Raw genomic sequence first — 21742 nt, 5'->3', positions numbered from 1 at the left:
GCCAGAAACCTGACGCGAAACCACCCGACTGGGAAAAACCCGGCGCCGCCCGGTCAGGCGGCGCCGGAAGATCGGCCTAGATCACTTGCAGGCCGCCACGTCGGGAAGCGCGCCTTCGCAGGCGGCTTCCTTGGTGATGTGGCCCGCGTCGATCGCGACGTTCAGCGTTTCCTTGGTGATCGGCGTCGGCGTCAGCAGGATGGCGTTCATTTCAACGCCCTTCTCGCCGCCCGAGAACTTGGTCGCGCCGGGCACCGCATCCAGCGCGGCCCCATCGGCCAGGGCCGAGGCGATTTCGCCGGCGGCCTTGCCCAGTTGACGCGCGTCCTTCCAGACCGAAACGGTCTGGGTGCCGCGCGCGACGCGGTTGATCGCGGCAAGGTCGCCGTCCTGGCCACCCAGCGGAACATTCAGGCCCTGCGCCGCAAGCGCGGCGGCAGCCCCACCGGCCATGCCGTCGTTCTGCGACAGGACGGCATCCACCGCGTTGTTGTTGGCGGTCAGGATCTGTTCCATGTTCTTCTGGGCGTTCTCGGGCTTCCAGCCGTCCGAGTTCGCTTCGCCGACGATCTTGATGTCGCCCGAGGCCACGGCCGCACCGATCACCTCTTCCATGCCCTGACGCAGGAAGCCGACGTTCGGGTCACCCGGGTCGCCCTTGATGATGGCGTAGTTGCCCTTCGGCGCCAGCTTGAACACTTCTTCCGCGATGATGCGGCCGACGCCCACGTTGTCGAAGGTCAGATAGAAGGTGCGGTTGTCTTCGATCAGGCGGTCATAGCCGACGACCGGAATCCCTTCGGCGGCGGCCTTTTCGATGGCCGGACCGATGGCGTCCTTGTCCCAGGCGTTGATGATCAGCGCGTCCACGCCTTGGGCGATCAGGGCATCCACGTCCGAAAGCTGCTTTTCCGCCGACGATTGCGCGTCAGCCGAAACGTATTCGTTGCCGGCGGCTTCGATGGCGGCCTTCATCGCGGCTTCGTCGATCTTCCAGCGCTCTTCCTGGAACTGCGCCCAGGACACGCCAATCTTCTTGCCCTCGGCCAGCGCAGCCGTGGAGAAGCCCGCCGCAGCAATCACTGCGGCCAGAAAAACCTTCTGCATTGTATCCTCCCGTTCGATACGGCCTCCTCCAAGGCCGGTTCGGCAGATTCGCCGATACGGGGGAAAATTGGCGCCAATAATTTCAGTTGTCAAAATATAAATTTGCCGACAATCCTTGATCCATCAGACACCATGCCAGATTTCGCCGCTTTGCAGCAATATGCCGGGGCGAAGGCAGCATATCCGGCGGTTCTTGCTTCGATGACTGAAGAAAATGTGCTGCAGATGCAGAAAGAACGGGAGGCAGAGCCACGGCGCGGCGTCGGCCCGCTGATTCCCCCGCTGTCCGAAGGCCAGCGCCCGCTGCGCCAGCAGGTGTTTGAACGCATCCGCGCGGCCGGGCTGATTCCGCGGATCACGCTGGCGCGGGAACTGGCGGTCTCGCCGGCCTCGGTCACCACCATCACGCAGGAACTGATCGAGGCCGGGCTGATCGAGGAACTGCCCGCCCCGCGCGACCCCGAGGCCACCGGGCGCGGCCGCCCCGCGGTGGCGCTTGGCGTGCGCACCGGGGCGCATCGCGTGGCCGGGATGAAGCTGTCGGACCGCGAGCATACCGCCGTGATCGTGGATTTCGCCGGAACGCTGATCGCGGACGACGTGATCCCGCGGCGCCCCGGTCCGCTAAGCCTGACAGACCTGCTGGATGCGGTGGAAACGCTGCTTGACCGGGTCTGCGCCAAGGCCGGGCTGGCCCGTGCGGACCTGTCGGCCGTGGGGATCGGCGTGCCCGGCTTTGTCGATGTGGCCGAGGGCATGGTGCTGTGGTCATCGGTGCTGACCGAGCGGCAGGTGCCGCTGGCCGCCGCCGCCGCCGCCCGGCTGTCGCTGCCGGTCTCGATCGACAATGACGCGAACCTTGTCGCGCTGGCCGAACTGTGGTTCGGGGCCGGCCGCGCCCTGTCGGACTTTGCGGTCGTGACCATCGAACATGGCGTCGGCATGGGGTTCGTGATGAACCACCGCATCTATCGCGGCGCGCAGCGGCTGGGAATGGAGCTGGGGCACACCAAGGTGCAGCTGGACGGGGCGCTGTGCCGCTGCGGCCAGCGCGGCTGTCTTGAAGCCTATGTCGCCGACTATGCCTTGGCGCGCGAGGCCTCGACCGCGCTGAACTGGGGCCACAAGGAAGGCCAGCCGATCAACGTGCTGCTGGAAAGCCTGTATGACCATGCCAAGGCCGGCAATGCCACCGCGCGCAGCATCTTCCGCCGCGCGGGGCGCTATCTGGCGGTGGGCCTGTCGAACGTGATCAACCTGTTCGACCCGGCGCTGATCATCCTGTCGGGCGAACGGATGCGCTACGATTATCTGTATGCCGCCGAGACGCTGGCCGAGATGGACAGCCTTGCCATTGATACCGGCCGCCCCCGCCCGCCGATCGAGATTCACGCCTGGGGCGATCTGCTCTGGGCGCATGGGGCGGCGGCGCTGGCCCTGTCGGCGGTGACCGAAGGGCTGCTGGCCCCGGCCGCGCGCGAGATCGCGGCGCAATAGCGGATCAGGCGCCGCCTTCTTCCGCCAGCAGACCGGCCAACCCGCTGCGGTAATCGGGATAGCGCAACTGCACGCCCAGCTCGGTGCGGATGCGGTCGTTCCGCACCCGGCGCGATTCGGCATAGAAGCTGCGGGCCATCGGCGGCAGGTCGGCGGTGTCATAGTCCACCGCCGGCGGTTCCGGCAGGCCCAGCAGGCGGGCGGCCTCGCTCAGCACATCCTCGGGCGGGGCGGGTTCGTTGTCGCAGACGTTGTAGATCGCGCCGGGGTTCGGGCGGGCGATGCTGGCCTCAAGCACGGCGGCGATGTCTTCCACATGAATCCGGCTGAACACCTGTCCCGGCTTGATGATCCGCCGCGCGGTGCCGGCCCGCACCTTCTGGAACGGGCCGCGCCCGGGGCCATAGATACCGGCCAGCCGGAACACATGCACCGGAAGGCCGGTGGCCAGCCACTGGTTTTCGGCCTGCACCCGCCAGCGCGTGCGGTCAGACCCCGGCCGGGTTTCGCTGGCTTCATCCACCCAGTCGCCGCCCCGGTCGCCATAGACGCCGGTGGTGGACAGGTAGCCCACCCAGCGCAGCGGTGCCTGTGCGATGGCCGGGCAGGCTGCCAGGAACGGGTCGCCCTGCGGGCCGGGTTCGGCCGAGATCAGCACATGCGTTGCCCGCGCCAGCGCGGGGGCCAGATCGCCGGGCCAGAGCAGCGGCTCAACGCCCGCGGCCCGCAGGCCGGCGTCCCGGTCGGCGCCGCGCAGGGTGCCGATGACCGACCAGCCCTGCGGCACAAGCCGCCGGGCCAGGGCGGCGGCGGAATAGCCATGTCCAAGTGTGAGAAGTGTCTGCATGGAGATGTTATCAAACCTCTGGCCGCCCCCCGCAAGGGGCCGATCTGCCGCGTCACCAAGGCTTCACTTGCGCCCTGCCACCGCTTGCGGCTTATATGCCCCGATCTTCCTTTGGGACCGATCATGGACGACCTGAGCAATTACCTTCTGCCCGACCACCCCGAAGCCGAAGTCTTTACCAGTGCCGAACCGGCGGTGGAGCGGCTGGAGCGGCTGTATCAAGAGGCAACGGCGCATCTGTCGGCCCATTTCAACGCCGCCCTGCGTGACGGCAGGCCCGCCGCCCGCGTGCGCGCCTATTACCCGGAAATCCGGCTGACGGTGAACAGCTTCGACAAGGTGGATTCCCGGCTGTCCTTTGGCCATGTCTCGCAGCCGGGCACCTATGCCACCACGGTGACGCGGCCCGACCTGTTTCACAAATACCTGATCCAGCAGATCGGCCTGCTGATCCAGAACCATGGCGTGCCGGTGACGATCGGCCTGTCGTCAACCCCGATCCCGGTACATTTCGCGGTGGCGGGCAACCCCAACGTCTCGATCCCGCAGGAAGGGGTGCTGGATTTCAGCCTGCGCGACATCTTCGATGTGCCCGATCTGGCCACCACGAATGACGACATCGTCAACGGCACCCTGTCGCAGTTTCCAGATGGCGCGATGCCTCTGGCGCCGTTCACGGCGCAACGGGTTGACTACTCGCTCGCCCGGCTCTCGCATTACACCGCCACCGACGCGGATCACTTCCAGAACCACGTGCTGTTCACCAACTACCAGTTCTACGTCGACGAATTCGAAGCCTATGCCCGCGCCGCGCTGGCCGACCCGGCTTCGGGCTATACCGCCTTCGTCGCCACCGGGAACGCGATCATCACCACGCCCGACGGGGTTCTGGCGCCGTCCACCAAGACCCCGCAGATGCCGACCTATCACCTGAAACGGCATGACGGGCAGGGCATCACCCTGGTCAACATCGGCGTCGGCCCGTCGAACGCCAAGACGGCCACCGACCATATCGCCGTGCTGCGGCCCCATGCCTGGCTGATGGTGGGGCACTGTGCCGGCCTGCGCAACACGCAGGCGCTGGGCGATTTCGTGCTGGCCCATGCCTATCTGCGCGAAGATCACGTCCTTGACGCCGATCTGCCGATCTGGGTGCCCATTCCCGCGCTGGCCGAAATCCAGATCGCGCTGGAACGGGCCGTGGCGGATGTGACCCAGCTTGAGGGGTTCGAGCTGAAACGCATCATGCGGACCGGCACCGTGGCCACCATCGACAACCGCAACTGGGAACTGCGCGACCAGTCCGGCCCCGTGCGCCGGCTGTCGCAATCGCGCGCAGTGGCGCTGGATATGGAATCCGCCACCATCGCCGCCAATGGCTTTCGCTTCCGCGTGCCCTACGGCACGCTTCTGTGCGTTTCCGACAAGCCGCTGCATGGCGAGCTGAAACTTCCCGGCATGGCGTCGCAGTTCTATCACACGCAGGTTTCGCGCCATCTGCTGATCGGCATCCGCGCGATGGAGCGTTTGCGCGACATGCCGCTTGAGCGGATTCACAGCCGGAAACTTCGCAGTTTTGAGGAAACGGCGTTCCTTTAAGGTCGGGAAATCCGGGTCAATTGGCCTGTTTTCGCCGGGCCTGCCCTATTCGGGTCTTGATTTCGCCCCCGAAAGCGGGCTTCTGGGTCGCGGCCCCGAAGAAAGGGGATGGCCCGCGCTGCCGGGCCCGTGACATGCGGAACAACAAGGGGAAACAAATGTCCAAGCCCATGACCAAGACCCAACTCGTCGCCGCTCTGGCTGAAGAAATGGGATCTGACCGCAAGACTGCCGGCGCCGCGCTGGATGCTGTTGCTGCCGTCGTTGCCAAGGAAGTTGCCGCCGGCGGCACCGTGACCCTGCCCGGCCTGGGCAAGGTTGCCTGCAAGGCCCGCCCCGAGCGCCAGGTCCGCAACCCGGCCACGGGCGAAACCATGACCAAGGCCGCCGACAAGCAGGTGAAGTTCACCATCGCCAAGGCGCTGAAGGATCTTGCCAACGGCTGATCGCCTGTTGCGATCGCTTTGTTCGGGCCGCCCTTGGGCGGCCCTTTTCCATTGCGGCAGGGCCAGAAGTTGCGCCCGGGGCGCGGGGCGCAACTGACCGGCGACCGCGCTTTGCCAAAGAACAAGGCAAAGCCCGGTCCTTTGGCGTTTTCGGCCGGTTCTGGCCTGTCGCGGCTTTCACCAACGCCCCTGACCGCCTAGGAATAAGGCGTAGAGGACGGGAAGCGCGGGGCGCGGCATATGGCGATCAAGGCAAGCATCCATCACCTGACGCACTATCGGTATGACCGGCCGGTCACGCTGGGACCGCAGGTCATACGGCTGCGGCCGGCGCCGCACAGCCGGACGCGGGTGATCAGCCACAGCCTGAAGGTTTCGCCCGACACACATTTCGTGAACCACCAGCAAGACCCCTATGGCAACTGGATGGCACGGTTTGTTTTCCCCGAGCCGGTGCGCGAGCTGCGGATCGAGGTCGATCTTGTGGCCGACATGACGGTTTACAACCCGTTCGATTTCTTCGTCGAGGAGCAGGCCGAGCACTGGCCCTTCGACTATCCGCCGGATCTGACCGACGATCTGGTGATCTACCGCCGGGCCGAACCGGCGGGGCCGGAATTGCAGGCCTTTCTGGCCACCGTGCCGCGCGACCGCTGCCGCACGGTGGATTTCGTGGTCAACCTGAATGCCCGCATCGCCGGCGAGGTGGCCTATACGATCCGCATGGAGCCGGGGGTGCAGTCGCCCGAGCAGACCCTGTCGATCAGAAGCGGGTCATGCCGCGATTCAAGCTGGCTGCTGGTGCAGGCGCTGCGGCATTTCGGTTTCGCGGCGCGCTTCGTGTCGGGCTATCTGATCCAGTTGAAGCCCGACCTGAAATCGCTGGACGGGCCTTCGGGGACCGAGGTGGATTTCACCGACCTGCACGCCTGGTGCGAGGTTTACCTTCCCGGCGCGGGCTGGATCGGGCTGGACCCGACCAGCGGCCTGCTGACCGGGGAAAGCCATATCCCGCTGGCCGCAACGCCGCATTACCGCAATGCGGCGCCGATTTCCGGCGGGTTTGCCGCCGTGGGCACCCCGCAGGTGGATTTCGAGTTCGACATGTCGGTGCGGCGGGTGGCCGAACATCCGCGCATCACCAGACCCTTCAGCGACGAAAGCTGGCAGGCGCTGGATGCGCTGGGGCACAAGGTCGATGCCGAACTGAGGGCCGGCGATGTGCGGCTGACCATGGGCGGCGAGCCGACCTTCGTGTCGATCGATGATTTCGAAAGCGAAGAATGGAACACGGCGGCGGTCGGCCCCACCAAGCGGGCGCTGGCGGACCAGATGATCCGCCGCCTGCGCGACCGCTTTGCCCCCGGCGGGTTCCTGCATTACGGGCAGGGCAAGTGGTATCCGGGCGAAACGCTGCCGCGCTGGACCTTTTCGCTGTATTGGCGCACCGACGGCCAGCCGGTCTGGCGCAACCCCGACCTGATTGCCGAAGAGGGCAAGGATCAGAAGCCCACCGCGCAACAGGCGCAGGATTTCCTGCGCGAGGTTGCGGCCGAACTGGCGGTGCCGGATGACAATATCCTGCCGGCCTATGAAGACCCGGCGGAATGGCTGGTGAAGGAGGCGAACCTTCCCGCCAATGTCACCCCGGAAAATTCCAGGCTGAAAGACCCCGAGGAACGCCACCGCATCGCCGCCGTGTTCAGCCGGGGCCTGACCGAGCCGGTGGGCTTTGTCCTGCCGGTGCAGCCCTGGCAGGCGCAGGGCCAGCGGACCTGGCTGTCCGAGAAATGGCGGCTGCGGCGCGGCAAGGTGTTCCTGGTGCCCGGTGACAGCCCGGTCGGCTATCGCCTGCCGCTGGCCAGCCTGCCTGACCTGACCGCCGCGCAATACCCCTATGTCAACCCGACCGACCCCACGGTGGACCGCCCCGACCTGCCGCCCCCACCGCCGCTTGACCCGGCCGGCAAGGCGCAGCCTGCGGCCAGTTTCGTGGCGCAGACCGCCGGTCAGGCGGTGGTGGGGCAAGAGATCACCGAGGTAGAAGGCCATGTCCGCACCGCCCTGTCGGTGGAACCGCGCGACGGGCGGCTTTCGGTCTTCATGCCGCCGGTGCCCGCGCTGGAAGATTACCTTGATCTGCTGCACGCCGCCGAGGCGGCGGCGTTCCGGCTGGGTCTCAAGGTGCATATCGAGGGCTATGCCCCGCCGCATGACCCGCGGATGAACGTGATCCGCGTCGCCCCCGACCCCGGCGTGATCGAGGTGAACGTGCATCCCGCCCGCAGTTGGGACGAATGCGTCGCCATCACCACCGCCGTTTATGAAGAGGCGCGGCTGACGCGGCTGGGCGCCGACAAGTTCATGATCGACGGCAAGCATTGCGGCACCGGCGGCGGCAATCATGTGGTGGTCGGCGGGGCAACCACGCTGGACAGCCCCTTCCTGCGCCGGCCGGACCTGCTGAAAAGCCTGATCCTGCACTGGAACCGGCATCCGTCGCTGTCTTACCTGTTCTCGGGCCTGTTCATCGGCCCCACCAGCCAGGCGCCGCGCATCGACGAGGCGCGGCACGACAGCCTGTATGAGCTGGAAATCGCGCTGGCGCAGATTCCGGCGCCCGGGCAGGGCCCCGCGCCGGTGCCGTGGCTGACCGACCGGCTGCTGCGCAACCTGCTGACCGATGTGACCGGCAACACCCACCGGGCCGAGATCTGCATCGACAAGCTGTATTCGCCCGATGGCCCCACCGGGCGGCTGGGTCTGGTGGAGTTCCGCGGCTTCGAGATGCCGCCCGATGCAAGGATGAGCCTGGCGCAGCAACTGCTGCTGCGGGCGCTGATCGCGCGGTTCTGGGCCAACCCGGCGCAGGGTGATCTGGTGCGCTGGGGCACCACGCTGCATGACCGTTTCATGCTGCCGCATTTCGTCTGGCAAGATTTCCGCGACGTGCTGGCCGACCTGCGGGCGCATGGCTTTGACCTGCGCGAGGAATGGTTCGTGGCGCAGGCCGAGTTCCGCTTTCCCTTCTGCGGCGAGACCGAGGCCGAAGGCGCGCATCTGGAGCTGCGGCAGGCGCTGGAGCCCTGGCATGTGCTGGGCGAGACCGGCGCCATCGGCGGCACCGTGCGCTATACCGACAGTTCGACCGAGCGGTTGCAGGTCAAGCTGACGGCGGCGGAACCAGGGCGCTATCAGGTGCTGTGCAACGGCCGCGCGCTGCCGCTGGCCCCGGTGGGCGCCGGCGAGGCGGTGGCGGGGGTGCGCTACAAGGCGTGGCAGCCGTCTTCGGCGCTGCATCCGGTGTTGCCGGTCGACGCGCCGCTGACCTTCGACATCCTGGATACCTGGTCACGGCAGCCGATCGGGGGCTGCGTCTATCACGTCGCCCATCCGGGCGGGCGCAACTATGACACCTTCCCCGTCAACGGCAACGAGGCCGAGGCGCGGCGGCTGGCGCGGTTCCAGCCCTTCGGCCACCGGCCGGGCCATGACGTTCAGGTGCCGCAGGAGCGGCGGTCGCGGGAGTTTCCGCTGACGCTGGACCTGCGCCGGGCCGCAGGGGTATGACCACGCATGTCCGCCGCTGCACCAGATGACCACGCCCCGCTGACCGCGCCGCCGCGCGGCCTGTCCGGCTATGCGCCCTTGCCGGGCGTGCCGGATGAAGCGGTCGCCCCGGACGGGACCATCCGCCCGCTCTGGGCGCGGCTGGCCGGCCATCTGGCGGGGCTTGCGCCCGACGACCTGGCCAGCGCGCTGGCGCGGGCGGATCAGTACCTGAACGACAGCGGCGTCTTCTACCGCCAGTATGGCGCCGGTTCGTCAACCGAACGGCCCTGGCCGCTCAGCCATGTGCCGGTGCTGCTGGAGCAATCGGACTGGGATGCCATTTCCGAGGCGCTGGTGCAGCGGGCCGACCTGCTGGAAGCGCTGATGGCCGATCTGTACGGCCCGAACCGGCTGGTCGCCAGCGGACGGCTGCCGCCGGCGCTGGTGGCGGGCAACCCGGAATGGCTGCGCCCCATGGTGGGCATCGCGCCCAGATCGGGGCACTACCTGCATTTCGTTGCCTTCGAACTGGGGCGCGGGCCGGATGGCAAGTGGTGGGTGCTGGCCGACCGGGCGCAGGCCCCGTCCGGCGCGGGCTATGCGCTGGAAAACCGCGTCGCCACCTCGCGCGCGTTTTCGGGGCTTTACGCCTCGCAGCATGTGCACCGGCTGGCCGGGTTCTTCCGCGATTTCCGCGATGCGCTGATGGGGCAGCGGCAGGATGGCGAAACCCGCGTCTCGATCCTGACGCCGGGACCGCTGAACGAGACCTATTTCGAACATGCCTGGATCGCCCGCTACCTGGGGTTCAACCTGGTGCAGGGCGAGGACATGATGGTCGAGCAGGGCCAGCTCAAGCTGCGCACGGTGGCCGGGCCGCGCCCGGTTGAGGTGCTGTGGCGGCGGCTGGATTCCAGCTATGCCGATCCGATCGAGCTGGACCAGAATTCGCGCATCGGCACGCCGGGGCTGGTGTCGGCGCTGCGGGCGGGCGGCCTGTCGATGGTGAACGCGCTGGGGTCGGGCGTGCTGGAGACGCGCGCCCTGATGGCGTTCCTGCCACAGCTTGCCCCCGATCTGACGGGCGCACCGCTGAAGATGCCCAATTTGGCAACCTGGTGGTGCGGCGATCCGCTGGCGTCGGCGGCGGTGCAGGCCGCGCCGGAGCGGCTGATCCTGAGCCCGGCCCTGGCGACCGGGATGCCGTTCGACCTGCCCGGCGCGGACCAGTGCCGCGCGGGCGACCTGGCCCCGGCCGACCTGGCGCAGCGCCTTGCCGCCGAAGGGGCCGGGCTTGTGGCGCAAGAGGCGGTGACGCTCTCCACCACGCCGGCGCTGGTGGACGGGCGGCTGGTGCCGCGGCCGGTGACCATCCGGGTGTTTGTCGCCCGCACGGCGCGGGGCTGGGTGGTGATGCCCGGCGGGTTTGCCCGCATCGGTGCCCGCCCCGACCCCGAGGCCATTGCCATGCAGCGCGGCGGCAGTTCCGCCGATGTCTGGGTGGTCAGCCCCGAGCCGGTATCACAGACCTCGATGATTCCGGTGGCCAATGCCCCGCTGCGGCGGGCAACGCCCGGCGCGCTTCCGGCGCGGGCGGCGGACAACCTGTTCTGGCTGGGCCGCTATGTCGAGCGGACGGAAGGCATGGTCCGGCTGCTGCGGGCCTGCCACATGCGGCTTGCCGAAAGCGGCAGCGCAGCGGCGCCGCTGCTGGAGGCCGCCGCGCCGCTGTTCACGTTGCAGGGCATCGAACCGGACGAGGCCATTCCGCAGGGGCTGCTGGACACGCTGTCGCTGGCCATTTCCAGCGCGGGGCGGGTGCGCGACAGGTTTTCGCCCGACGCCTGGTCGGCGCTGGCCGATCTTGAGAAAAGCGCGCGCCGCATGGCGCTGCGCAGCCAGCCCGGCGACGATGCGGCGCGCGCCCTGTCGGCCCTGCTGCGCAAGCTGGCGGGCATCTCGGGGCTGATCCATGAGAACATGTATCGCTTCACCGGCTGGCGCTTCCTGACCATCGGGCGGCAGCATGAACGGGCGATGGGGCTTGCGGCGGCGCTGGCCGTGCTGGCCGACCCGGGCGCCGCCGAAGGGGCGCTGGATCTGGCGATCGAATACGGCGACAGCGTGATGACGCACCGCCGGCGCTTTGCCCTTGCCGCATCACGCCCGACGGTGATCGACCTGCTGGCGCTGGACCCGCTGAACCCCCGGTCGCTGCGCCACCAGATTGACGGGCTGCGCGAAGAGATCGACCTGCTGCCCGCCGCCAATGACCATGGCGCCCTGTCGCCGCTGGCCTGCACCGTGCTGCGGCTGCACGCCGATCTGGCGACGCAAGACCCGGCAACGCTGACCACCCGCCGGCTTTGGGCGCTGCGCAGCCGGATCGGCCATATCTCGGACCAGATCACCGCGGCCTATTTCCACTGATGCGCTACCACCTGTCCCTGTCCATCCGCTATGCCTTTGACCGCCCCACCGGGATGGCGCGGCAGGTGCTGCGGATCTGTCCGGCCGATCTGCCGGGGGTCCAGCAGGTTTCATCCTGCCGGGTGATGGTGCTGCCCGCCCCGGCCGCGCGGCGCGAGTTCACCGATTTCTTCGGCACCCGGGCCATCGAACTGGCCCTGCCGGGCGGGCTGACAGAGCTGCGCTTCGACATGACGGCCGAGGTGACGCGGCTGGACACCGGGCCGGAGGCCGATCTTTCGGTGCCCCTGCCCGGTCTGGCGGCGGATCTGGCGGCGGAAACCGGGCTGGGCCCGATGTCGCCGCATCATTTCCTTGCCCCCTCGCCGCGGATTCCACCTGTGCCGGAGATTGCCCAGTTCGCCGCCGCCGCGGTGGCCGGGGCGCCAACCACGCGGGCGGCCGTCAGGGCCCTGGGCGAGGCGCTGCACCGGACGCTGCGCTTTGACCCGCAGGCGACCGAGGTGGACACGCCGATCGACGCGGCCTTTGCCGGGCGTCAGGGGGTTTGTCAGGATTTCTCGCAGATCATGGTGGCGGGGTTGCGCAGCCTGGGAATTCCGGCGGCCTATGTCTCGGGCTTTCTGCGCACGCTGCCGCCCCCCGGCCAGCCGCGCCGGGTGGGCGCCGATGCCATGCACGCCTGGGTGCGGGCCTGGACCGGGGCCAGCGGCGGCTGGTGCGACTATGACCCGACCAACGCCTGTTTCGCGGGTGCGGACCATGTGGTCATCGGCCATGGCCGCGATTATTCCGACGCGGCGCCGATCATCGGCATGTTGCGGCTGGACGGCGCGCAGACCAGTTCGCACAGCGTCGATCTGGTCGAGATCTAGAACCCGCCCAGCACCAGAACGATGGCCATGAGCTGCGGCGACAGGATGCGCAGGAACATCACCAGCGGATAGACGGCGGCATAGGCCATGGCCGGGGCGTCAGAGTCGGGCCGCACGGAATTGGCGAAGGCCAGCGCGGGCGGGTCGGTCATCGACCCCGACAAGAGGCCGCAGAGGCTGAGGTAATTCAGGCGCAGCACGATGCGGGCGAAGATGCCCACGGTCAGGATCGGCAGCAGCGTGATCACCGCGCCATAGCCCATCCAGGCCAGACCGTCGCCATTGGTCAGCGTGGCCAGGAATTCGCCGCCCGAATCCAGCCCCACCACGGCCAGGAACAGCACGATCCCCAGTTCGCGCAGCGCAAGGTTGGCGCTGGGGGGCATGAACCAGTGCAGCCGGCCCAGGCTGCCCAGCCGCGCCAGAACGATGGCGGCGATCAGCGGCCCGCCGGCAAGGCCCAGCCGCATGGGCACCGGCATTCCCGGAATGGCAACCGGGATCGCCCCCAACAGAACGCCAAGGCCGATGCCGATGAAGATGGGCAGCATCTGCACTTGGTTCAGCCGCGACGGCACGTTGCCCAAGAGCTTGCCCAGGCGTTCGATCTCTTCGCGTGGGCCGACGATGTTGAGGATGTCACCGAAATGCAGCACCGACCCCGGCCGCGCCACCAGCTCCACCCCGGCCCGGTGCAGCCGCGAGATCACCACATGCCCCTGCGCCTGCACCAGCAGATCGCCGATGCGGCTGCCCACCGCCTCGTCGCTTGTCACCACCACCCGTTCCGAACGGAATCCGGTGCCCTTGGTCGAAAGCGACTCGGCCACTTCGCGCCCGACGATCAGCGTCGCGCGGTGCAGCGCGCCGGCATCCGACCCGACCAGATGCAGCACATCGCCCATGGCCAGCCGGACCCCGGGTTCGGGCACCTTGAGTTCGCCCCCCGATTTCAGCCGCGAACAGATGACCTCTTCGCCCAGAAGCCCGGCCAGTTCGGCGCAGGTCAGCCCGTCGATGCCGGGATTTCCCACCGCCACATTGGTGGCCATCGGGGCCGCCGGGCCACCTTCGGCTTTGGCATGGGCTTCCGCCTCGGCATCCAGACGGATGCCGAAGGCGATGCGGATGATCCACATCGTCAGCAGGATTCCGACGATGCCCAGCGGATAGGCCATGGCATAGCCCAGTGTCAGCACGCCCGTGGCCTGCGGCGGCAGCCCCAGTTCGGCCAGCGTCTGCTGGCCCGCCGCCAGCGACGGCGTGTTGGTGACGGCGCCGGAATAGACGCCCAGCAGCACCTCGGGCGCGACGCCAAGGCCGTAATGCAGCGCCAGCGTCGTCAGCGCCCCAAGCGCCACAATGGCCGCCGCCAGAAGGTTCAGCCGCAGCCCCGACCGCCGCAGCGACGAGACGAAACTTGGCCCCACCTGATTGCCGATGGAATAGACGAACAGGATCAGCCCGAATTCCTTGATGAAATGCAGCGCCCCCTCTTCCACCTGCCAGCCCTGCAGCGTGACGACATGGCCGACAAGGATGCCGCCGAACAGCACGCCGCCGATGCCCAGCCCGACGCCCCGGATGCGGATCGCACCGATCATCAGGCCAAGCACGGCCGCCGCGCAGAGCAGAAGGATGGAAAGGCCGATGGCGCTCACGGATCAGGCTCGCAGGTTATGTCACGATGTTAGACAGGCAGGCGTAACAAGCAAACAGCGGCCTTGGGGGCGGGCCGTCATGCCGCACCGCCCGTCAGCCCGGCTTGCGGCGGCGGGGGGCCGGGGGCGGCACATCGCGGGCCACGGCGCGCAGGGCGGCGCATACGGTGTCGGGGTCATCCAGCGCCTCGGTCACCAGCAGATGCGGTTTCGCGCCGGGATAGGGAAATCCGGTGGCGCAACCGGGCAAGGCGGCCTGCGCGCCGGGCGTGGGCTTAAGGAACAACTGGTCGTCACAGACCAGCGCCACCACCCGACCGTCCAGATACAGCGCATATTCGCCGAACATCTTGCGAGAGGTCAGCGGCAGGTCGGCCAGCATGTCCAGCAGATGCGCCACGGTGTCGGGACGCGTGCCCATCGGATCAGACCCGGAACCCGGCTTCCGCCATCAGGCGGTTGGAATTGGTCTCGATCACATCCTCAAGCTGGCGCATGAAATCGGGCAGCGGCAGGCCGGGGGCAATGGGGGGCAGGAATTCCACCACCGCCAGCCCCGGCTTGCGCAGGATGCCGCGGCGGGGCCAGAACACGCCCACATTGGCGGCCACGGGAACGCAAGGCTGGCCCAGTTGTTCGTAGATCAGCCCGGTGCCCACCTTGTAAGGCCGCACCGCGCCGGGGGCGACGCGGGTGCCCTGCGGATAGATGATCAACTGCCCCGGGTCGGCCGCGCCGGCGGCGACCTGCGCCTTCATCGTGGCAATGGCCGCGCCGCGCTTGCCCCGGTTGACCGGCACGCAGCCCATGCGCCGGGCATACTGGCCAAGGAAGGGTGCCCACATCAGCTCTCGCTTCATGATGAACTTGCCGCGCGGGACGGCGGAATAGATCATGATGATGTCAAGAAAGCTCTGGTGCTTGGCGGCGATCACCACCTCGTCGGTGGGGGGTGTGCCGCGAACCTCGGTCCGCAGGCCGCACAGCAGGCGGGCGGTGAAGCGGACCCAGCGGCAATAGGCATGGGCGGCGGCGAAGGCGCCATTGCGCGACACCAGCGCCCAGGGTGCATAGACAAGGGCCAGCACCGCCATGGCCAGATACATCTGCACGATGAAGATCAGCGAAAGCACCCAGCGTATGGCGATCATTGCAGCTCTCTCAGCTTCTGAAGGGCGGCGCGTTGGGTGGCCGCAAAGGCCACGACCCCGGCAAGCGGGGGCAGAAGGAAGGGCAGCAGCCAGCCGAAGCCGGTAAAGCCAAGCCCGGTCAGGAACCCGCCCGCGGCATCGGCGCGCGGCAGCAGGGCCACGCAGATCATGCCGGCCAGCGCCCCCGCGGCAGCACCGGCCAGCGCGCGCAGGGTGAACCGCCGCACGAAGGCGCCGGCGATGTAGTTGTCCACCGCCCCCACCAGCCGCAGCACCCGGATCACCTGCGCATTCGCCGCAAGCGAGGCATTGGCGGCCAGCGTGATCATGGCGCCCATGGTGGTGCCGATCAGCAGGATCGACAGCCAGCCCAGCAGGCGCAGACGGCCCGCCGCCTCGGCCAGCGGGCGGCGCCAGCGGGTGTGGTCGTCCAGCACGGCACCGGGGGCCTCGGCCGCAAGGCGCTGGCGCAGGCCTTCGCCGTCATAGCCGGGATCGCCTTCGACCAGTTCGATCAGGCGCGGCAGCGGCAGCGCATCGACCGGCAGGTCGGGGCCGAACCAGGGCGCCAGCAGCGCGCGCTGTTCATCATCGCTCAGCGCGCGGGCGGTGGCGACGCCGGGCGTGGTGGCCAGCAGCGCCAGAACGGCATCGGTCTGGGCCTGCATCTGGTCTGGCGGGGCGGCCAGCCGGATGGTGGCGGTGCGCGCCAGCGCATCCGACCAGCGGCTTGCCAGCCGCCCCGACGCCAGCGACAGCGCCAGCGCAAAGACGCAAAGGAAGGTCATCGCGCCGGCGGTGAAGGTGGTCAGCCAGGCGGTATGGCCGGAAGGCGGCACCACCCGGTCGGCCTGCCGGTCGGGGGTCAGGTAGCTGACGATCTGCTGAAACGCCTCTTGCAGCCGGTTCACAGGTCTGCCCCCGCAAGCTGGACCCGGCGCCGCGAAATCCGCAGCACCCGCGCGGCCACCTGCGATTTCGCCTGCCGGATCAGGTTCAGGTCATGGGTCGCCACGACGATGGTCTTGCCCATCTTGTTCAGCTCGACCAGCAGTTTCAGCAGCCGCAGCGACATTTCCCAATCGACGTTGCCGGTGGGTTCGTCGGCCAGCACCACGTCGGGGCCCATGATCACCGCCCGCGCCAGCGCCGCCCGCTGCCGTTCGCCGCCCGACAGCGACGGCGGCAGCGCGTCGGACAGATGGCCAAGGCCCACCCAGCCCAGCAGATCAGCCAGATCGCGCGGGTCGCTCGACCGACCCGACACCGACAGCGGAAGCTGCACATTGGTGGCCAGCGGCAGGTGGTCCAGGAACTGCACGTCCTGATGCACCACGCCGATGCGGCGCCGGCTGTGGGCAATGTCGTCGCGGCTCAGGGTGCGGACTTCGCGGTCGAACAGCGTGACATGGCCCGAGGTGGGCAGCAGTTCGGCATAGGCCAGCTTCAGGAAGGTGGTCTTGCCAGAGCCGGAGGGGCCGGTAAGGAAATGGAACGAACCCGGCGCCAGCCGCAGCGAGACTTCGGAAAGAAGCTCGCCCCCGCCATAGTTGTAGGCCACGTTCTCGAACGATATCACCCGCGCATCCCCTGCAACCGCGCCCCATGCCGGCGCGGGGCCGGATGTTGCGGGTGTGTCTTCAATCGCATGCCCGCAAGCCCTTGTTCAAGGGCAGGCGACAAACTCTTGGATGCACGACAGTTTATTGCTACAACCCCATTGATATCGGCGAAGGGCGAGGGGATCTGATGCGGCTGGTGTGCCCGAACTGCGACGCGCAGTACGAGGTTCCCGAGGATGCCATTCCCGAGGGCGGCCGAGATGTGCAGTGTTCAAGCTGTGGCCATGCCTGGTTCCAGTTGCGCGCTGCCCCACAGGTTGAACCTGAGGAAGCGCCCGCCGAACCGGCAATCGAGGCGGAAGCTGACCGGGCAGAAACGGCCGACGCGCCGCTGCCCGAGGAGGCGCCCGACGCCGAACCGGAGCGCGTGGCCGAACCGGACACCCTGCCAGAGCCGCCTCCCGAGGCCCCCGCCCCGGCCATGGACGCCGAGGCCAAGGCCGTTGCCGCGCTGATTGCCGATGAGGCGGACACACAGACGGCGGCGCCCCCGCCCATTCCCGCGCCGCTGCCCGACCCCGAGACCGAACCCGACGAGCCGGACGATGTGGTGCCCGCCAAGCCGCAGCTTGATGACGCGGTGCTGTCGATCCTGCGCGAAGAGGCCGAGCGCGAGGCCGATGCCCGCCGGCAGGAAAGCCAGAAGGCCGAAAACCGCCGGGCCGAGGCCGAAGGCCAGATGCAGACCCAGCCCGACCTTGGGGTCGAGGCCGCTGGGGCCGCGATGACCGTGGCGCAGCGGCGGCTGGCGATGATCAAGGGCGAAGACCCGGAGTCGCCGGTGCCACCGGCGGCCCGCCCGGCGGCGCGGCGCGACTTGCTGCCCGATGTGGAAGAGATCAATTCGACCCTGCAACCGGGCGATGCCGCGATCGACCCCGATGCCGAAGTGGACGCCCTGCCCGACCTGACGCGCAGCGGGTTCCGCAGCGGGTTCTTCCTGATGCTGTTCCTGGCTCTGGCCGCCGCCGCCGCCTATGTCATGGCGCCGCGTCTGGCCGAGGCCATTCCCGGCCTTGAGGGGATGCTGACCGCCTATGTCAGTTTCGTGGACGGGCTGCGCCTTGGGCTGGACCGGCTGATGGAATCGGCCACCCACATGCTGAAGGGCAGCGAAGGCTGATCCTGCGCCTGCCGCGCGGGATCAGAACATTTCCAGCAACCGCTTCAGATAATCCAGCTCTTCGGCAGGACGCTCGGCTTCGCCAGACCGGCGGCGGATGTCGTCCAGCAGTTCCTGCGCGCGTTTGTCGGGGTCGTTCTGGACCATGTTCTTGTCCGACCCGATCCGCGCCGCATCGCCGGGTTCGCGGCCCAGCGGATCACGTCCGTTGGGGTCGGCCTTGCCGGCCTCTTGCTGGCCGCCGCCTTCCTGACCGTCGCGCTGGTCCTGCGCCAGCGCATCGCCCAGATCCTTCATGCCGTCGCGCATGGCTTCCAACGCCTCGGCCTGCCTGTCCAACGCACCGCTCAGATCGCCCTCTTCCAGCGCCCGCTCGGCCTCGCGCATGGCGTCCTCGGCCCGTTTGAGCGACTCGCGGCCAGCTTCACCCTTTTCGCTGCCGTCGCCCGGCAGCTTGCGGTCCTGCAACTCGCCCAGCCGGTCCCGCAGCTCACGCTGGCGGTCGGCCAATGCGCCCGGGTCTTGCCCCGGCTGTTCGCCGTTGCGGCCCTTCTGCATGTCGCGATAGGCGTCGTCCGACAGGCCCTGCTGGTCGCGCAGCGTGTTTCCCAGATCGCGCATCGCCTGCTGGCCGGGGCCACCCTGGCCTTCGCCGCCCTGGCCCTGCGTCACCTGCAGGTTCTCCATCAACTGGCGAAGCTGCTCCATCAGGGCCATCGCCTCGGCGGTCTTGCCTTCCTTCATCAGACGCTCGATCTCGTCCAGCATCTGCTGCAACTGGTCGCCGGTGATTTCCTGCCCCTCGCCGGCCGGCGGTTGGTCTTGCGGATTGCGCTGCGCCTCTTCCCCCAGCTCGCGGGTGTAGTCGCGCATCGCCTGCTGCATTTCCTTCATCAACTGTTCGATTTCCTCGGGCGAGGCGCCGTTGCGGATCGCCTCTTCCAGCCGGTCCTGCGCGCGTTGCAGCCGGTCATAGGCGCTGTTCAGATCGCCTTCCTCGAACATGAAGGCGATCTTCCACAACTCCTCGGCCAGCGCGTCGCGCTGTTCGGTGGTCAGGCTGTCGGCCGTGGCATCCAGCTTGCGCAGCGCCACCCGCAGCCGCAGATGCGCGTTCGCCGACCGCAGGAATCCTTCGGGACGGTTGGTCACGGCGCGCAGCAGATCGTCCACCCGCGCGGCATTGACCCGGTTCCACAGCAGATCGCGCCGCATCTCGATCACGGCGGCGGCGACCGGATCAAAGAACCGGCGGCCGGGCAGCACAACCGAATAGGGCGGCGATTGCGACACCTGGCCGGCGGCATCGGTCACCGCAAACACCATGCTGACCGGCATGTTCGACAGGACATGCTTCGACAGGTCGTCGATCAGGGTTTCGGTGAACTCATCCCGCTTGCCCTTGGCCGGCATCGGCAGGTCCAGCACCACGGGCGCAACCGGCTCGGGGTCGGGGGTCAGACCGTGGCGGCGGTCCACGGCGGCAAGGTCAAGGCTGATGGTGACCTGACCGGCGACGACGCCATAATCGTCATTCGCCTTGAAGCCCTGCCTGAAGCGGCCGTCCGCCTCGCGCCCGATCTGGCCCGAGACTTCGACCAGCGGCGCGGTATCGGGAATGGCGACAATATCCCAAGCCCGCCCGCCCTTGCCGTCAATCGACAGCCGGCCAGACTGGCTGACCGTCAGGTCGGTCATCGCGGCCAGCCCCTGCGGCTTGGCGGCGGTGGCATCGGGCGGCGGCGGGTCGGCGGCGGGTGGCGGGGTCACCTGCGCGATGGTCTGCTCCACCGTCAGGCTGCCTTCGGGGCCATAGACCCGGATCTGGATGCGGGTGCCCAAAGGCACCTCGACCGTGCCTTCGGCCAGATCGTTGAGGTAAAGCGTCGGCTTGCCGGTATAGGCGGGCGGTCTGGCCCAGCCTTCCCAGGTGGGCCCGCCGGGCATGGCCTCGGCCGGGGTGGGCGCAAGGCCGGCAACCGATGTCACCCGCCAGAGCGAGCCGAACAGCGCCGCCATGACGGCAGCGGTCAGCGCGACATAGCGCAGGGAATAGGGATCGCGCGACGACAGTTTCAGGTCGGGGGCAACGGGTTTCGCCTGCGCCGCCCGCGCGGCCATGCGGGCCTTGTGCGCCCGCCAGACCGAAGCCGAAACCGGATCATCGCGGCCAAGCGCCTGGGAATCGCCCAGCGCGGCGATGGGGCGGCCGGGCAGCGTGGCATCCAGCCGGGCCAATGCCTCGGCCCGGGTGGGGCGGCGAAAGGCGCGCAAGCCCATGACCAGCGCGACCAGCGCCGCCAGCGCCATGACACCGGCACCGATCTGCACCCACAGCAGCGGGCCGTGATCCTGCACGCCAAAGGCGGCGGCCGCGAAGGCCAGCAGCAGCACCGTCCACAGCGGCCAGAAGGCGCGGCTCAGACGTTCGGCCCAAAGGCCAAGCAAGGTCAGCCGGCAGGGCCAGATCAGGGCAGGAAGAACTGTTTCCGGTATCTTGTCCGCCGCCATGCCACCGTTTCCGCCGGGCTGCACGCGCTACAGCCAGAACGGAAGCTTATCGCGGGCAAGGATTTCGTCAAAGGTCGGCCTTTCCCGAATGACAGCGAAGTGATCGCCGTTCACCAGCACCTCGGGGATCAGCGGGCGGCTGTTGTATTCGCTGGCCATCACCGCGCCATAGGCGCCCGCGCTGCGGAAGGCGACCAGATCGCCTTCGGCCAGAAGCGGCATTTCGCGGCCACGGGCGAAGGTGTCGCCGGTTTCGCAGACCGGGCCGACCACATCGAAGGGCTGCGTCGGATCGCCCGGCGCGGATTCGACCACCGGCACGATGTCATGATGCGCGTCATACATCGACGGGCGGGCCAGATCGTTCATCGCGGCGTCAAGGATCAGGAAATCCCGCCCCTCGCCGCTCTTCACATAAACCACCTGCGCCACCAGAAGGCCCGAGTTTCCCGAGATCAGCCGCCCCGGCTCGATCTCGATCTCGCAGCCCAGATCGCCCAGCGTGCGCTGGATCATGGCGCCGTATTCCACCGGCAGCGGCGGCGCGTCGTTCGACCCCGTGTAGGGAATCCCAAGGCCGCCGCCCAGATCCAGACGGGTGATCTGGTGGCCATCCTCGCGCAGTTGCAACGTCAGCTCGCGCACCTTGAGGAAGGCCGCCTCGAACGGGGCAAGGTCGGTCAACTGGCTGCCGATGTGGACATCGACCCCCACCACGCGCAGCCCCGGCAGGGCCGCCGCTTCGGCATAAACCGCGCGGGCCTTGGCGATGGGGATGCCGAACTTGTTTTCGCTTTTGCCGGTGGCAATCTTGGCGTGGGTCTTGGCGTCCACATCCGGGTTGACCCGCAGCGCGATGGGGGCCTGCACGCCAAGCGCGGTGGCGATGTCGGAAATCGCCCGCAACTCGGGTTCGCTTTCCACGTTGAACTGGCGGATGCCGCCTTCCAGTGCGGCGCGGATCTCGGCCCGGGTCTTGCCGACGCCGGAAAACACGATCCGCTCGCCCGGCACGCCCGCCGCACGGGCGCGCAGGTATTCCCCGATCGAAACCACATCCATGCCGGCGCCCAGATCGCCCAGCGTCTTGAGCACGGCCACATTCGACAGCGACTTGATGGCAAAGCACACCAGATGCGGCAGCGGCGACAGCGCCTCGGTGAACAGGCGGTAATGCCGGGTCAGCGTGGCGGTGGAATAGACATAGAAGGGCGTGCCCACCTGCGCGGCGATTTCGGGGATCGCCACGCCTTCGGCATGGAGGATGCCGCCCTGATAAAGGAAGTGGTCCATCTCACCCTCATGCCACCCGGAAACCGGA

16 protein-coding genes are annotated in these 21742 nt (G+C 68.3%); 7 read left to right on the top strand and 9 right to left on the bottom strand.

The genetic code is table 11. The features are described 5' to 3' along the window. Positions 1 to 81: 81 nt before the first annotated feature. On the bottom strand, positions 82 to 1107 hold the full coding sequence (locus C5F44_RS05550) for a substrate-binding domain-containing protein (RefSeq protein ID WP_107672525.1): 1026 nt from the start codon (positions 1105 to 1107) through the stop codon (positions 82 to 84). 225 nt (positions 1108 to 1332) lie between these two features. On the opposite strand from C5F44_RS05550, the gene C5F44_RS05545 reads away from it, so the two are divergent. Next, on the top strand, positions 1333 to 2604 hold the full coding sequence (locus C5F44_RS05545) for an ROK family transcriptional regulator (protein ID WP_235822532.1): 1272 nt from the start codon (positions 1333 to 1335) through the stop codon (positions 2602 to 2604). 4 nt (positions 2605 to 2608) lie between these two features. Here C5F44_RS05545 and C5F44_RS05540 read toward each other — a convergent pair whose 3' ends face one another. Beyond that, positions 2609 to 3451, bottom strand: coding sequence for an SDR family oxidoreductase (locus C5F44_RS05540; RefSeq protein ID WP_107672524.1), 843 nt, complete (start codon positions 3449 to 3451; stop codon positions 2609 to 2611). A 123-nt stretch (positions 3452 to 3574) separates the two neighbouring features. Here C5F44_RS05540 and C5F44_RS05535 point away from each other — a divergent pair, with 123 nt between their 5' ends. The 5 genes from C5F44_RS05535 to C5F44_RS05515 all read left to right on the top strand — a co-directional run bounded on the left by C5F44_RS05535 (position 3575) and on the right by C5F44_RS05515 (position 12353). After that, positions 3575 to 5050, top strand: coding sequence for an AMP nucleosidase (locus C5F44_RS05535; RefSeq protein WP_107672523.1), 1476 nt, complete (start codon positions 3575 to 3577; stop codon positions 5048 to 5050). A 158-nt stretch (positions 5051 to 5208) separates the two neighbouring features. After that, positions 5209 to 5496 (top strand): HU family DNA-binding protein, encoded by a 288-nt coding sequence (locus C5F44_RS05530; protein WP_107672689.1) that lies wholly within the window; start codon positions 5209 to 5211, stop codon positions 5494 to 5496. A gap of 240 nt (positions 5497 to 5736) precedes the next feature. After that, positions 5737 to 9066 carry a transglutaminase family protein gene (locus C5F44_RS05525; RefSeq protein ID WP_107672522.1) on the top strand — a complete coding sequence of 1110 codons (3330 nt, stop codon included), beginning with the start codon at positions 5737 to 5739 and terminating at the stop codon, positions 9064 to 9066. A 6-nt stretch (positions 9067 to 9072) separates the two neighbouring features. Further along, the gene (locus C5F44_RS05520; RefSeq protein WP_107672521.1) at positions 9073 to 11478 is read left to right on the top strand and encodes a circularly permuted type 2 ATP-grasp protein; all 2406 of its coding nucleotides are present in this window, start codon (positions 9073 to 9075) and stop codon (positions 11476 to 11478) included. Next, the gene (locus C5F44_RS05515) at positions 11478 to 12353 is read left to right on the top strand and encodes a transglutaminase family protein (RefSeq protein ID WP_107672520.1); all 876 of its coding nucleotides are present in this window, start codon (positions 11478 to 11480) and stop codon (positions 12351 to 12353) included. Before C5F44_RS05520 ends, C5F44_RS05515 begins: the two co-directional genes overlap by 1 nt. On the opposite strand, the gene C5F44_RS05510 is transcribed toward C5F44_RS05515, so the two are convergent. The 5 genes from C5F44_RS05510 to C5F44_RS05490 all read right to left on the bottom strand — a co-directional run bounded on the left by C5F44_RS05510 (position 12350) and on the right by C5F44_RS05490 (position 16744). After that, positions 12350 to 14014 (bottom strand): putative transporter, encoded by a 1665-nt coding sequence (locus C5F44_RS05510; RefSeq protein ID WP_107672519.1) that lies wholly within the window; start codon positions 14012 to 14014, stop codon positions 12350 to 12352. The two genes, C5F44_RS05515 and C5F44_RS05510, sit on opposite strands and share 4 nt — an antisense overlap. A gap of 94 nt (positions 14015 to 14108) precedes the next feature. Then, on the bottom strand, positions 14109 to 14435 hold the full coding sequence (locus tag C5F44_RS05505; RefSeq protein WP_107672518.1) for a TfoX/Sxy family protein: 327 nt from the start codon (positions 14433 to 14435) through the stop codon (positions 14109 to 14111). A gap of 4 nt (positions 14436 to 14439) precedes the next feature. Then, the gene (locus C5F44_RS05500; RefSeq protein ID WP_107672517.1) at positions 14440 to 15165 is read right to left on the bottom strand and encodes a lysophospholipid acyltransferase family protein; all 726 of its coding nucleotides are present in this window, start codon (positions 15163 to 15165) and stop codon (positions 14440 to 14442) included. Further along, a complete protein-coding gene (locus tag C5F44_RS05495; RefSeq protein ID WP_181318204.1) occupies positions 15162 to 16067 on the bottom strand; it encodes a cell division protein FtsX in 906 nt (301 codons plus the stop codon). Before C5F44_RS05495 ends, C5F44_RS05500 begins: the two co-directional genes overlap by 4 nt. A 5-nt stretch (positions 16068 to 16072) precedes the next feature. Next, on the bottom strand, positions 16073 to 16744 hold the full coding sequence (locus C5F44_RS05490) for a cell division ATP-binding protein FtsE (RefSeq protein WP_107672516.1): 672 nt from the start codon (positions 16742 to 16744) through the stop codon (positions 16073 to 16075). 170 nt (positions 16745 to 16914) lie between these two features. Here C5F44_RS05490 and C5F44_RS05485 point away from each other — a divergent pair, with 170 nt between their 5' ends. Next, positions 16915 to 17910, top strand: coding sequence for a zinc-ribbon domain-containing protein (locus C5F44_RS05485; RefSeq protein ID WP_235822531.1), 996 nt, complete (start codon positions 16915 to 16917; stop codon positions 17908 to 17910). A gap of 21 nt (positions 17911 to 17931) precedes the next feature. On the opposite strand, the gene C5F44_RS05480 is transcribed toward C5F44_RS05485, so the two are convergent. Together C5F44_RS05480 and lysA are read right to left on the bottom strand one after the other, a co-directional pair. Beyond that, on the bottom strand, positions 17932 to 20421 hold the full coding sequence (locus C5F44_RS05480; protein ID WP_107672514.1) for a DUF4175 domain-containing protein: 2490 nt from the start codon (positions 20419 to 20421) through the stop codon (positions 17932 to 17934). A 27-nt stretch (positions 20422 to 20448) separates the two neighbouring features. After that, positions 20449 to 21714 (bottom strand): diaminopimelate decarboxylase, encoded by a 1266-nt coding sequence (gene lysA / locus C5F44_RS05475; RefSeq protein ID WP_107672513.1) that lies wholly within the window; start codon positions 21712 to 21714, stop codon positions 20449 to 20451. Between the last annotated feature and the right edge of the window lie 28 nt (positions 21715 to 21742).

Origin of the sequence: Fuscovulum blasticum DSM 2131, assembly GCF_003034965.1 — a bacterium.
Classification (GTDB): Bacteria; Pseudomonadota; Alphaproteobacteria; order Rhodobacterales; family Rhodobacteraceae; genus Pseudogemmobacter; species Pseudogemmobacter blasticus.
The sequence above is the reverse complement of the archived record's forward strand: the minus strand, read 5'-3'. Positions and strand labels throughout refer to the sequence as shown.